Below are 13,383 nucleotides of genomic sequence, written 5' to 3' on the forward strand. Positions count from 1 at the left end.
GCATGTATTAGGCACGCCGCCAGCGTTCATCCTGAGCCAGGATCAAACTCTCCGAAGAAAGTATTGATTGCTCAATAATTTGTTACTTGAATTAAACGTTGACGCTTGTATTGTGTTCAGTTTTCAAAGAACTTTTCGATGTCGAATTTTGTCGACTTCTTTATAGTAACATAATGTTCATTTTATTGTCAACATTTTTTTAAAATGCTGTACAACGCAGTTTGTAACTTGGTAGTTCCCTCCGTCAGAAGCGACATTGACTATAATAGCATCTATAAAACTATTAATCAATTGTTATTTTCTTCTAAATTCGCTTTAGTAATCCTAAGTATTGGATTCCACTCGGATTACTTCCTTCATTTAATACATTTTCTAATATGAAATAAAGCTTAAGGAGAGTATCCCTAAGCTTTTGCTAGATATTATTTTACTTCTGCAACTCCTGTTACAGTACCATCAATAACAGCTGAAGCTTTTACATCTTCATTTGCAAAATAGATATTCCCTTCAACTGTTGCTGTTTCATGTAGATTAAAGCCATTTGCGTCAACTACTACATCACCTTTAACCGTACCACCTTGAATACGTAAGTTTTCACTTTGAACGGTTAACTTTGGAACCGTTAGCGTGTATTTAGCTGTAATATTATGATCCTCATCTTGTGCATATAATCCTATTTTACGATAGATGTCACCACTAGCTTCTCCTTTATCTCTAAACTCACCTGCTATTACGACTTCACTATCAATTGTTACGTCTCCTAGTGTAGCAATAATCCATGTTCCATTTTCACTTACTGCATTTACGAATGCATCTGCATCATTTACTAGCGAAGCTGTTGTTACTACATCTGCTACTCCAGCAACTTCTGTTGTCCCAGTAACTTTTCCATCAATTACAGCTGAAGCTTTAACTTCTTCATTTGCAAAATAAAGATTACCATCGATAGTAGCTGACTCGTGAACATTAAATCCATTTGCTTCTATATATACATCACCTTTTACAGTACCACCTTGAATACGTAAGTTTTCACTTTGTACTGTTAATTTTGGAACAGTAAGTGTATATTGCGCAGTTATGTTGTGATCCTCATCTTGTGCATATAAAGCTATTTTGCGGTAGATGTCACCATCAGCTTCGCCTTTATCTCTAAACTCACCTGCTACTACAACATCTTCATCTATTGTAAGATCTCCTAGTGTTGCAATGATCCATGTTCCATTTTCACTTACTGCATTAATAAAAGCACCAGCTTCGTTAACTAAAGAAGCTGTTGTTACTACGTCTGTTGCAGTTTCCGCTGCAGTTGATGTTTCCTCTGGTTTTTCAGTTTCCTCTGCTCCACACGCTGCTAATAATGAAGCTGAAATTGCTAATGCTGCTAATGCTTTGATTTTCATGATCGTATCCTCCTGTTTGTGATTTCTTTCACAAAAAAATATTATCATATCGTTTAACAAAAGCGTATGGATATTCTGTGAAAAAGTGAGCAGCTTTTTAGTAAAAAATAGTGAACTTTTTCATATCTTATTGAATTTTTATCTCTCTATATTTCTCAATATGATTATTTGAAACTTTCTTGGGTAGATTATAACCGAGATTATAGGAAAGTGAGTTGATGATTTATGTCTAATCAAGGTCGCCAAAACAAGGAACAAACAAGGGAACAGATAGAAAAACATGACCATAAAAACGATGTAGAGATGGGTTCTGAATATCGAATCGGAAATGCGAAGCATCAAAGCCAAAAGAAAAGCGGAAGACAAACTAACAAAAAGTAATTCGTTAAAATGACACTATATTGCCCTAATATGGCTTTCACATTAGGGCCAAAATTAATAAAGAATCGTTTCATACATTAAAAAATACACACGGCATAATCATCATGCCCGTGTGTATTTTTTCTATTTTTATTCGAAACCTGCTGACATTACATCAGGGTTAGAACCTACTCTTTCGTTCTTGTTTAATCCACTTATTCTATCCATATCTTCTTGAGATAGTTCAAAATCAAAAATATCCGCATTTTCTTGTATTCTATGTTCTTTAATAGACTTTGGAATAGTTACAACTTCTGTTTGAAGATCCCAACGTAAAATAATTTGAGCAGCACTCTTGTTATATTTCTCTGCAATTTCATTAATAGTAGGTTCACTTAATAGTTGACCTTGTTTAAGTGGTGACCAGGCTTCTAGTTGTATTCCTTCTTTTTTACAAAATGCACGTAATTCTTCTTGAGCTAGATGAGGATGATATTCAACTTGATTAACCATTGGCTTTATTTCAGAGTTTTTCATCAAGTTTTCAAGATGATGTACATGGAAGTTACTAACACCGATTGCACGTACTCGACCGTCTCGATATAATTTTTCTAATGCACGCCACGTTTCAATGTATTTATCTTTTCCAGGCCAGTGAATTAAGTATAAATCTAAATAATCAAGACCTAGTTTATTTAAACTTGTCTCATATGCTTGAAGTGTAGTTTCATACCCTTGGTCAGCATTCCAAACCTTCGAAGTAACAAATAGTTCTTCTCTAGCAATGCCAGATTCTTTAATGGCTTGTCCTACACCTTCTTCATTTTGGTAAATAGCCGCTGTATCAATGCTCTTATAGCCATGTTTAATCGCGGCCTTAACTGCATCAATTACTTCTTGACCTTCTTTAACCTTAAAAACACCTAGACCGAACCATGGCATTACTACTCCATTATGTAATGTAGTTGTTTCTTGAAGACTCTTCACCATTTTTTATCCTCCTAAAAAATGAAAACTTTTACCAATATAGTTTCTCATACCAACTATTATTTTTCAAATTCTGAGTTTGAATTGAGTAACAAAACTTGCCCTTTAGAAAGCTATACATTTTTAAAAGAAATAGAAAAACATGTACTGAACTAGCACATGTTTTTTCTACTTCTTACATTGAGATTTCAGTTTGTCGCGTTTGATTTCTATATTTTATTAATAATGTACCTATTGTTAATGTAGCAAATATTAATCCAAATCCAATTAATATGGCCAAATTGAACATAGCATTTCCAAAATCATTTAGAGAAATTACTGATTTTAGCCCTTCTATAGAGTAAGTAAAAGGCAGGTAACTACTTAGGCTGCGTAATCCTTCAGGAAGCATTTCAATCGGTAAATTAGCACCTGTGATAGAAAGCTGTAAAACGACAAATGCTAACGCAATAAATCTCCCTATGTTTCCGCCAATTGCTGCTAAGAATAGCACTACACTAGCAAATATTATACTAACCACATTAGTAAATAAGATAAAACCTAAAGGATTAGTCACATTTAGTTTTAAAACAAACAACACAACAAGTAATAGTAAAAATGCCTGAGCAATAGCAAGTGATGCAAGTTTTAAAAATTTTACAGTAAACCATTGAATACTTGAAACCTGTTCTGGCCTTTTAAAATTGATGAATAGAGACATGATTAGGATTCCTACGAATAACCCTAGTGTAATAATATAAGGTGCAGTTGAGTCACGATAATACTCATAGCCATTTACTTTTTCGGCTACTAGTTCTACAGGTGACGAAAACATGTCTATGTTTTCCTGTTCAGTATTAAGACCGCTTGTCTTTTCTGCTCCATCTTTTAAACCTGTTGCAAGTTCTTCACTACCTTCATTCACCTTTTTAGCACCATCATTTAGTTGTGTTGTTCCCGCAGCTAAAGTTTTCCAACCTTGATTGACCTCTTGATTTCCGCTTGCTATTTGACTAGCTCCACTGTCAAGAGTGGTTACCCCATTTGTTAAGTCTGTCCAACCCGCTCGGACTTGTGAATTTCCATCAGCGATTTGTTTAGCACCAACCTCTAGTTTCAAAACACCATCAACAATTTGGTTTTGCCCGCTTACTAGCTGCTTTAACCCGTTATTTAACTTAACAATCCCTGGCGATACACTAGTTTCTAATCCATCAGCCACTTTATCAGCTCCGTCTGCCAAGCCAACTGATGAAGTTGATAATTTAGTTAAACCAGCTAATATTTCATTAGCTCCATCGACTATTTGCTGATAATACGGTCCCACTCTAACTGTAACATTCACATTCCGGTAAGACTCTAACCCATCTACTAGCTTTTGGGCACCTTCAGCTAATGCAGCTGCCCCATCCTTAACTGCGATGGTTCCATCCGCAACACTTCTACTTCCATCTACCAATCGTCCATTAATACCGTCTACTAAATCTTTGCTGCCTTTTTCAGCTGCTAATAGACCATCTAAAAGATCATTTGTACCTTTATTAAGACTTACTAAACCTTCATGTAATTCTTTTGATCCATCAGCTAGTTTTGAGATATCTCCTGATTTACCTTGTAGATTATCTAATAATAATGAAGTTCCTGCCTTTAGTTCCTTTGTTCCATCAGCAAGCCTTGAAATGTCAGACATTTTTTCTGTAACTGATTGGTTTAGTTCACTTGTTCCTGTGTGGAGTTGTGTTGTTCCATCTGCTAATTGTTCCGATCCTTCCGCAGCTTTTTCAAAACCTTCTGCCACTTCATCCAAACTATTAAATACTTGTGAAGTATATTGCGCAGTAATTGTGTTCGCCAACGTTTCTCGGATTTTTTCCGTAGCACTATTGGTAACTTGTGATGCTAAAAAGTTTAGACCTTCATTCTGAATATACTCTAATTCCAGCTTTTTCGGGTCTGCATCCATAACAGTTGTAACCCTCTGTGAGAAATCTTCTGGTATGACAACAACCATATAATAATCATTGTTTTGAAGTCCGCGCATGGCTTTACTTGAATCAACAAAATCCCACCCAAGCGATTCGCTTCCCTTTAAACTATCAACCAATTGGTTCCCAACATGTAATGGCTCTTCACCATTAATTGCCCCTTTATCATTGTTAACAACTGCTACCGGAAGATTTGATAAGTTATCATATGGGCTCCATTTTGGTGATAATAAGATTCCTCCGTAGACAAAAGGTACTAAAAGCGCAAGTATAATAGATGCTAAAATAGCTTTGTTAGCTGTTAACTTGGCGAATTCAGTAGAAATCAGCTTACGTAATCCCATGTATAAACACCTCCATAAAAAAGATTTTTAAAAATGAATACTTATTCATTACTGCTATAGTAATCATAATATTATGAATTATGAAACATATATAGCTAAATCTTTTAAAATGAGGTAATTTACTAATTTGGGAGTAATACTTTATTCACTAAAGAAGTAGGCATTTATAGACTTAGTAGTAGGTTAAATATATAAATAGAATTAGCGACAAACGGTTACGTAACTTACTTGAAACACCTCTATATTACTTAGTAGCATTAAAAAAAGTGATTCAGTTAAGTGAATCACTTTCTAATCAAACCAATAATCAGTTTTTCCATCTACAATTCGTTCAAGTTCCATTTCAAAATTCAGTTGCAAAGGTCCAGGTAACTTTGTTTGAACCTCTTGTATTTCAGTTACCTTTTCAGCCTCTTCTATGGTTTTTGGTTTTTCATCAAGCAATGTAAACCATTTTTCAAATTCTTCTATAAACACATAAAAATCACGTTCAAATCTTTCTGCCCAGTCTGCACCCTCATCACCAACTGTTTTTTGCATCATTCCCCAATCGTCCATTGCATTCTGAAGAGCAATTCGAACATTCTCAAAACTCATCTCTCTCCCCCTTACTTAAACCATCCCTTTTCCTTGGACTGTGTGATCGCCTCTATCCGATTTTTTACTTCTAACTTATCTAATATTGTAGATATATAGTTTCGGACAGTTCCAGCTTTAATTCTAAGTTCGTCTGCGATTTCTTTTGTATTTTTTCCATCTGCCACAAGCTCGAGAACCTCTAATTCACGCTCAGTTAACGGGTTTTCTTCAGAATAAAGGTCGTCCATTAATTCAGGAGCGTATACTCGTTTTCCACTCATAACAGTTCGAATGGAATCGGCCAATTCTTCACTTGGACTATCTTTTAACAGATATCCTCTTACGCCAGCTTTTAATGCACGCTGAAAATAACCAGTACGAGCAAAAGTTGTTAGAATGATAACTTTACAGTCCAAGCTCTTAATTTCTTCTGCTGCATCAAGGCCAGTCTTTCGTGGCATTTCAATGTCCATGATACAAATATCTGGTGTAAGCTTTTTAACTAAAGAAATAGCTTCCTCTCCGTCGCTCGCCTTGCCGACAACTTCCATATCATCTTCTAAATCAAGGAGTGAACCTAATGCACCGAGTACCATCCGTTGATCCTCTGCAATAACTATCCGTATCATAAAAGCCCCTCCACTTCTACTTGCTTTTTAACATTTGGTATTTTTATAAGTAGTGTAGTACCATCATCAGATAATATCTCTAAGCTGCCATTTACAAATTCTAATCTTTCTCTCATTCCTTGCAGGCCATGTCCATTTATGACAACTTTTTCAGGAATTATCCCAATACCATTATCCATAACTTTTACAATTATTTCATTATCAATTTGTTTTATATCTATATTACAACGTGTTGCCTTGCTATGTTTAACGACATTGTTCACTGCTTCCTTAATACACATACTAATGATATTTTCATGAAACAAAGAAACATCTGTAAATGGTTCATCCTGAGTAAATTCAAATTCAATTTCGGCTGCACGAAGGATTTCCTTAACACGGATGATTTCTTCTTTTACTCGTATCCCTCTCATTTGAGAAACCATTTTCCTTACTTCATTAAGTGCTGTTCTAGCCGTTTGTTGCACATCCTTTAATTCATTTCGGGCCTGTTCTGGGTCCTTTAGAATCAATTTTCTTGCCAAATCACTTTTGAGACCGATAAGTGATAATTTTTGTCCTAATGTATCGTGTAAGTCCCTTGCAATACGTTGACGTTCTTCCTGCTTTACGAGCTCTTCAATCCGGTTGTTTGCATGTTCAAGTTGAGCTTCTAACCGATCTTGTTTCTTCTTATTAAATATATTAAACGGCAGTAGAATCACACTAATCCAAATAATAATAATAAACGGCAGTTGCTTTAAAAAGAGGGCGTCCTGTAAAACAAGATTATAGTTAATTGAAAACGTAGTACTGATCAAATGAATGATATATAACGTTAAAAAGGCTGCACGATTTCGTATATTTCCATTATAATACGCTATATAAAATGCAAAATAAATAAATTGAAAAAGAATCGTCATGGTTAGTGAAATTGCTATAAGAATTGATGTCCACAGGTAAACCGGCCAACTTTTTGATGCAAATGCGAATCTTAGTGATATAAAAAATATAATTGTTAATGTAATTCCTATAATAATTTCGGGCGTCGAGGATGATTGAAAAATAAAATAGAAAGGTAATATACTAAAAACCGTCCATATATATGGTGAAATACCCGACCCCTTTTGAAACATTAAGTACCTTTTCATAGATAGATTCCTCTTTTTGCCTTAAGTTAATTTGTATCATATCATAATATGGTACAAACAGGTAATAATTAAAAATAATACCAGGTCGTTAAAAACCCAGCTTATTTTTCTAAGCTGGGGATTTTTTTCATACTCTTTTGTTCTGACACTAACTCTTTAATATCCTTGTAGCCAAGGAAAACCTTGTTTTGATCATCCCATAAACGGAATTTCAAGGACTTTAGACTTGTTTTCAGGGTAATTGTTGGCACATTTTGTAGAGGAGCTGTTTGGTTATGAACTTCCTCTAACTTATAATTGGGAACTCTTGGGCTAAGATGGTGCACATGGTGATAGCCGATGTTTCCAGTAAGCCATTGAAGTGGCTTTGGAAGTTTGTAAAACGAACTACCTTCAACTGCAGCTCTTACATATTCCCAATTTTCATCTTCTTCCCAATATGTGTCCTCAAACGTATGCTGGACATAGAACAACCAAACTCCAGCGGTTCCAGAGATCATGAAAATTGTTCCTTGTACAATAAGGAATGCCTGCCAACCAACCGCCCATGATACAAGAGCAGCAAGAACAACGATCCCTACATTTGTTAGATATGTGTTAAGGCGTTCTTTTGATTTAGCGCGTCTTTTATTAAATCGATTTTCAATAAGAAATACATAGATTGGTCCTAATACAAACATCACAAATGGATTTCTGTAGATACGGTATGCAAGTCTTTTCCAAATGGAAGCCTCTAAATATTCTTCAACCGTAAGAACCCAAATATCACCAGTACCACGCTTATCGAGATTTGAACTTGTTGCATGATGGATAGCATGATCATGCCCCCATTTACTATATGGGAATAAAGTTAACATCCCAAAAAATGTCCCAATAACTTTATTTGCAGTCCTATTCTTGAAAAAAGAATTGTGACAGCAATCATGAAAAATGATAAACATCCTTACAAGAAACCCTGCTGCTACCAAACTAATGATAAAGGTTAAAAGATAAGAAATTTCTAAAGCTTTATACGCAAGTACCCATAGAAGTAAAAACGGTAGCAATGTATTAATTAATTGCCAAATACTTGCCCTCAAATTAGATTTTTCAAAAGGAGCGACTTGTTTTCGTAAGCTTTTGTGATCTAGATTGTTCATTAAATCCCATTCCTTTCTTTAACTTTTAGGATAATACGTATATTTTTATCCTTATAAAGTGGAACTACAATCGCAACTTTTCAATAGGAACCAAGGACAATAAAACTCTGGTCTATTAAAGCTGCGTGGCACATAAATTGCCGGTTTTTTTACTACTACCATAATGTTAACGAAGTAAAAAAGAAAAAGGTAGACATGAGTGTCATGTGATTTATATGATAAATGTCATATGTGTTTGTGGATTTAGAAAATAGAAAGCAACTATTTTATTGGATTTATTGCTTTTTTACCTTTCTGAAGGGAAATTAATCTTTTTAAAATATATTTTCACATGGGTGATTGGAGCGCATAGCAAACCAGACTCCAAAAAATGCTGTACATTTGCTCCGTACGTTAATTATGTCGTCGAAGCATTGCTTGTCCTGTACAAGTCTGGTGAGACCGCTCGCTAAGCGAATGCCAGGAGCGGAAATCACCAAACTTTGTAATACGCACCGAAAGAAAAAGCAAATAACAACAAACTTTTAGAAGAGAAACTAAAAGAAATACACAGAAATTTAACATATCAAATAGAAAAATTAGGCATTTTTATGCTATACTTAAATAACAGAATATTTTTACTACTAGATCAACTTATATAAAGGAGGTAACTTATGTATCAATTAAAGGATAAAGAAATGCTCTTTATTTACACAGGTCCAGATGGATCAGGACGAAAAACACTGGCTAGAATGGTTGCTACTGCATTCGATATGGAAACCGTTCCCTCATTCACAACCCGAAGTCCCCGCCCTTTTGAAAACAACGGAGAAGATTACCACTTTATTAGCAAAGAAACATTTCAGCAAATGATTGAGCAGAATGAATTTTTGGAAAGCGTAGAAATTGATGGATATTTCTATGGTATACGTGAAATTGACATAGTAAACATATTTAAAAAACATAAGGTGGTCTATTTAACGTTAAATCCTGAAGGGGCAGAAGTATTAAAAAAGATGTATGAAGATAAGGCAGTTCGTATATTTGTTTTTGCTGATCGACATACTGTCCATGAACGCCAAAAACAACGCGGAGATAGTGAAGAAGATATTGCTCGCCACATGAAACATTATGATGAAACAATGGCATACAAAACTTCATGTGAACATGTATATGAAAACTACGATTTGCCACAGGTTTCTTATCAAATTAGTGAAATGATTGAAACATACTTAGATAGACAATTGATTGCGGATGATTATTAAAATCAAAAAGCACCGTTCACAAGAACGGTGCTTCCATTTTTTTATAGGCTATTAAATGCTTCAGTAAGTACAGGAACCACTTGCTTCTTACGAGAAACAACACCTTTTAACAAAGCAGTATTATTGTCAAGTGTAACATTATAAGCTCTTTCAACTGCATTTGCTTTAGAACCTACAGCTACACCTACAGAATCGTTATTTAATATATCAGTAACAACAAGTAAGAATAAATCTAAACCATTTTCATTAATTTGCTTATTCATTTCCTCTTCAAGCTCACCTTTTCTAGCAAGAAGTTCTTCTGTATCAACAACGTTAACCTGTGCAATTTGCACTTTGCTGCCATTCATTGAAAATTCCTTAGAATCTAACGAAATGAGTTGTACAGCTGATTTATCACTTACGTTTGCACCAGCTTTTAACATATCTAAGCCATATTTGTCGGCATCTACACCAGCAATTTCAGCTAACTCTCTAGCAGCAGTGATATCTTCTTCTGTGCATGTAGGTGATTTAAATAGAAGCGAATCAGAAATAATGGCTGATAGCATTAAACCAGCTGTTTCTTTTGAAATTTGAACATTATTTTCTTTATATAATTTATTGAGAATAGTTGCTGTACATCCAACTGGCTCAACACGGAAGTATAATGGGTCACTTGTCTCAAAGTTTGCAACACGGTGGTGGTCAATTACTTCTTTAATTTGTACATTTTCAAGACCGTCTGCACTTTGTTGACGTTCATTGTGATCAACTAAAATTACGGCTTTTGTTTCATTCCCAACGTTCTCAACTAAACGAGGTGCAGAAACCTTAAAATAATCCAACGCATATTGAGTTTCACCATTTACTTCACCTAAGCGAACTGGCTCAGTATCTAAGCCAAGTTGTTTTTTTAACTCTGCATAAGCAATTGCAGAACAAATTGTATCAGTATCTGGGTTCTTATGACCAAAAACAAGTACTTTTTCCATTTCAATTACTCCTTATTACTTAAAATTAGTATGTATCGTTAACTACTTTCTCATTTTACACAAGTTTGCTAAAGCAATAAACTATTTTATTCATTTTCACTTTCATCAAGGTGATCCTTACAAAACTCATGTACCATTGCTTCTTCATCTTCTTCAAGCTCAAAATCAAGCACCTTATTGTTTCCTTTTTCTAAAAAAGAATAAGAAGCAATTCTTGGCCCCTTGTTGTCTACAGCATAGATAACTTTAAGCTGAACACCGCTTTCTGTGAACAAATCGTCATCTTCTGGTATATCTAGGTTTAGAAAGAATTCATATCTATCGCCTTCTAAAATTCCTGTTGGGTCCTTTAATTTTTCAACTGTGTATTCAACAATTTCCATAACCTATAACCTTCCCTTCAATGTTCCAACTCTTTCCTATAGAACTCCGTAACTATTATACACATTGTTTCCTTTTTCGTGAAAATATTTCTAATTATTGAGTGGAAATGTTTATTTTATGAAACTTTTGGTAAGTTCAATTCTTATTTATATCCCATACCCACCAAAACTTCTTAAAACATACTCATTTACATACGTTTCAGATGCTATAAGCGTTAATTAATTTCTATAGGCAATAAATCAGTTTTATAAGCGTTATTTCATTTCTATAGGCGTTAGCTATAATTTGAGCTGCATTCCAAAATAAAAAGGTGACCCAATACCGATTGGGACACCCCTGACACTAGTTACCTTTTACCAAGGAAAACGTCTTTTTCTATCATCGTCTTGTACACCAAGTACATCACCACGGTCTCGGTCATGATCACGATCTCTTCTGCGGTCTTCTACACCAGCAACATCTCCAGAATGGTCTCTTTTACGTCTTCTGCGATCGTTTGCTTCGATTACAATTACTTCATCAGCGTTGATAATGACTGTATCCGCATTAATAACTCTACGTCTATTATTTTCTGACATATCCTCTTCACTCCCTTCTACTGTATACAATAAAATATGTAGAAGCATAATCAGTGATTGGATGAGTATAACAGTATATCCCCCTATTTTGTTCATATTTAAATTCATAGGACTACCTAAGAGATTAATATGATAGTATAGAATCCCATTTTAAAGGAGTTGTGATCAAATGACGGTCTTTAACAAAATTGCTTTATTTTTTGTCATTATATACTCCGTTATAATTCTGTTGAATACGTATCTGGGGGAGATAGAGCGTGTACAGTCTAATGTTGTGATCTTTGTCTTAAACGGGTTTGCATATATTGTGTCGGCCATAGAAATTGAAAAGGAAAAAATTCAACTTAAAGAAAAAGGCGAATCTACTGCATAGAACACAAAGACGACCACCTCACTGATGGAAGCGGTCGTCTCTTTATTTGATCGAAAGCATGTGGTTTTTTAAGTGAGCTGCAAATTCCTCTAAAAGTTGGACAGAGTTAATATCTGTTTCAAATAATGGAATATAGTATTTTTGCTGCTTAGTAAACTCCTTTTCAATCTGAGAAATATATTCTTTTTCGGTTTCCTTGCGTTTTCTCCAAAACTCCCCTTCAATATCCTGAGTTAGTACCTTATTGATAAACAGGGTGTTCACCTCTAAATGATGTTTTCCAAGTAGCTTAATCGCATTTGCTGTTTCTATTATAGGTAATCGTTCTGGATTAAGTATAAACAAGAACCCTGTCTGTTTGTTATCTAACAATATATTCCGTACCTTAGCAAATCGCTCCTTTCTTCGTTGTAGGACTTTAAAAATAGGATCCTCGATCGGTTCCCCATCATTCAACAGCTGTGTATATGTTTCGTTTCGCTTCTTACGACGATCCAACATTCCGTCAATCCATACACTCATTAATTCAGGTAATGTTAAAAGCCGAATGGTATGACCGGTTGGTGCCGTATCGAAAATAATTGTATCGTAATTTACTGCATCATCTAGAATAATAGAAACAATACGGTCAAACAAGGCTGCCTCTTCTGCGCCTGGAGAAGAACTTGCTGCATCAATCTGCCGGTTTACTTCCTCCTGCATATGAGAACTAACAACACCTTGTATATTCTCCTTCACAGTATTAATGTATTTTTTAGATTCTAAGGTTGGATCGATTTCTATTGCATCCAAACCTGGATAAACTTCAATAGCGTGGTTTTTTAACGATTTATGAAAAATATCACCAACATTATGTGCTGGATCAGTTGACACAAGCAGAGTTTTCTTTTTTTCCTGAGCATGTAAAAGAGCAAGTGCAGCTGCACTAGTGGACTTTCCTACTCCTCCCTTACCACCTACAAATAATACTCTTTTTTCTCCAATCATAACGTTACCTCCATTAACAACACCGTATTCCTGTCAGAGGAGACTTTTCCATCCCCATACGTAAATGCCATTCATGAAACTTCTCTATAATATAAGGATATAACTCTAATGTGTAATAGAATGCAGGATTTGGAAGGCCCAGTGTTTCAGATAAACATAATAGCAAAAACAAGTCATCCTCATCACGTAATTCTCTAGCAATCTCTGTACGATGGTTAACTGATAAGATTTCATCGTACAATTGCAGCAATTTCTTTAAAGATTCCATCCCTTTCATTTATGACACCCTCTTGAATTTCTATTTTCATAAG

The 13,383-nt window shown here is 34.9% G+C and carries 15 protein-coding genes; 3 read left to right on the top strand and 12 right to left on the bottom strand.

What is annotated here, in order from left to right:
- Positions 1-422 precede the first annotated feature (422 nt).
- The gene (locus AB3M96_RS10615) at positions 423-1,400 is read right to left on the bottom strand and encodes a polymer-forming cytoskeletal protein (protein ID WP_412967584.1); all 978 of its coding nucleotides are present in this window, start codon (positions 1,398-1,400) and stop codon (positions 423-425) included.
- Between the two features lie 225 nt (positions 1,401-1,625).
- Between AB3M96_RS10615 and AB3M96_RS10620 the strand changes: the two genes are divergently transcribed.
- Positions 1,626-1,781, top strand: coding sequence for a hypothetical protein (locus AB3M96_RS10620; RefSeq protein ID WP_412967585.1), 156 nt, complete (start codon positions 1,626-1,628; stop codon positions 1,779-1,781).
- A gap of 129 nt (positions 1,782-1,910) precedes the next feature.
- Here AB3M96_RS10620 and AB3M96_RS10625 read toward each other — a convergent pair whose 3' ends face one another.
- The 6 genes from AB3M96_RS10625 to desA all read right to left on the bottom strand — a co-directional run bounded on the left by AB3M96_RS10625 (position 1,911) and on the right by desA (position 8,532).
- Positions 1,911-2,750 carry an aldo/keto reductase gene (locus AB3M96_RS10625; protein ID WP_412967586.1) on the bottom strand — a complete coding sequence of 280 codons (840 nt, stop codon included), beginning with the start codon at positions 2,748-2,750 and terminating at the stop codon, positions 1,911-1,913.
- A gap of 172 nt (positions 2,751-2,922) precedes the next feature.
- Positions 2,923-5,055: a YhgE/Pip family protein gene (locus AB3M96_RS10630; protein ID WP_412967587.1), complete on the bottom strand. Its 2,133-nt coding sequence runs from the start codon at positions 5,053-5,055 to the stop codon at positions 2,923-2,925.
- Positions 5,056-5,346: 291 nt separating this feature from the next.
- On the bottom strand, positions 5,347-5,652 hold the full coding sequence (locus AB3M96_RS10635) for a hypothetical protein (protein ID WP_412967588.1): 306 nt from the start codon (positions 5,650-5,652) through the stop codon (positions 5,347-5,349).
- An 11-nt stretch (positions 5,653-5,663) separates the two neighbouring features.
- Complete coding sequence (locus AB3M96_RS10640) at positions 5,664-6,263, bottom strand: response regulator (RefSeq protein WP_412967589.1); 600 nt, start codon at positions 6,261-6,263, stop codon at positions 5,664-5,666.
- Positions 6,260-7,393, bottom strand: a complete 1,134-nt coding sequence (locus AB3M96_RS10645) for a sensor histidine kinase (RefSeq protein ID WP_412967590.1) — start codon at positions 7,391-7,393, stop codon at positions 6,260-6,262. The genes AB3M96_RS10640 and AB3M96_RS10645 overlap by 4 nt, the downstream gene beginning before the upstream one ends.
- A 101-nt stretch (positions 7,394-7,494) precedes the next feature.
- Complete coding sequence (desA, locus tag AB3M96_RS10650; protein WP_412967591.1) at positions 7,495-8,532, bottom strand: Delta(5) desaturase DesA; 1,038 nt, start codon at positions 8,530-8,532, stop codon at positions 7,495-7,497.
- A gap of 653 nt (positions 8,533-9,185) precedes the next feature.
- On the opposite strand from desA, the gene AB3M96_RS10655 reads away from it, so the two are divergent.
- Positions 9,186-9,776 (top strand): guanylate kinase, encoded by a 591-nt coding sequence (locus AB3M96_RS10655; RefSeq protein WP_412967592.1) that lies wholly within the window; start codon positions 9,186-9,188, stop codon positions 9,774-9,776.
- Between the two features lie 41 nt (positions 9,777-9,817).
- On the opposite strand, the gene AB3M96_RS10660 is transcribed toward AB3M96_RS10655, so the two are convergent.
- The 3 genes from AB3M96_RS10660 to AB3M96_RS10670 form a co-directional block, all read right to left on the bottom strand.
- Positions 9,818-10,750, bottom strand: coding sequence for a manganese-dependent inorganic pyrophosphatase (locus tag AB3M96_RS10660; protein WP_412967593.1), 933 nt, complete (start codon positions 10,748-10,750; stop codon positions 9,818-9,820).
- A gap of 86 nt (positions 10,751-10,836) precedes the next feature.
- Positions 10,837-11,133 (bottom strand): DUF6509 family protein, encoded by a 297-nt coding sequence (locus AB3M96_RS10665; protein WP_412967594.1) that lies wholly within the window; start codon positions 11,131-11,133, stop codon positions 10,837-10,839.
- A 354-nt stretch (positions 11,134-11,487) separates the two neighbouring features.
- A complete protein-coding gene (locus tag AB3M96_RS10670) occupies positions 11,488-11,712 on the bottom strand; it encodes a hypothetical protein (RefSeq protein ID WP_412967595.1) in 225 nt (74 codons plus the stop codon).
- 169 nt (positions 11,713-11,881) lie between these two features.
- On the opposite strand from AB3M96_RS10670, the gene AB3M96_RS10675 reads away from it, so the two are divergent.
- Positions 11,882-12,085, top strand: coding sequence for a hypothetical protein (locus AB3M96_RS10675; protein ID WP_412967596.1), 204 nt, complete (start codon positions 11,882-11,884; stop codon positions 12,083-12,085).
- 42 nt (positions 12,086-12,127) lie between these two features.
- Here the strand turns inward: AB3M96_RS10675 and AB3M96_RS10680 are convergent, their stop codons facing one another.
- Both AB3M96_RS10680 and AB3M96_RS10685 read right to left on the bottom strand, forming a co-directional pair.
- Positions 12,128-13,072 (bottom strand): ArsA family ATPase, encoded by a 945-nt coding sequence (locus AB3M96_RS10680; RefSeq protein ID WP_412967597.1) that lies wholly within the window; start codon positions 13,070-13,072, stop codon positions 12,128-12,130.
- A 13-nt stretch (positions 13,073-13,085) separates the two neighbouring features.
- Positions 13,086-13,349 carry a cory-CC-star protein gene (locus AB3M96_RS10685; protein WP_412967598.1) on the bottom strand — a complete coding sequence of 88 codons (264 nt, stop codon included), beginning with the start codon at positions 13,347-13,349 and terminating at the stop codon, positions 13,086-13,088.
- Positions 13,350-13,383 lie beyond the last annotated feature (34 nt).

Source organism: Ferdinandcohnia jepli, assembly GCF_047246645.1.
In the GTDB taxonomy this organism is placed as follows: Bacteria; Bacillota; Bacilli; order Bacillales; family Bacillaceae_L; genus Ferdinandcohnia.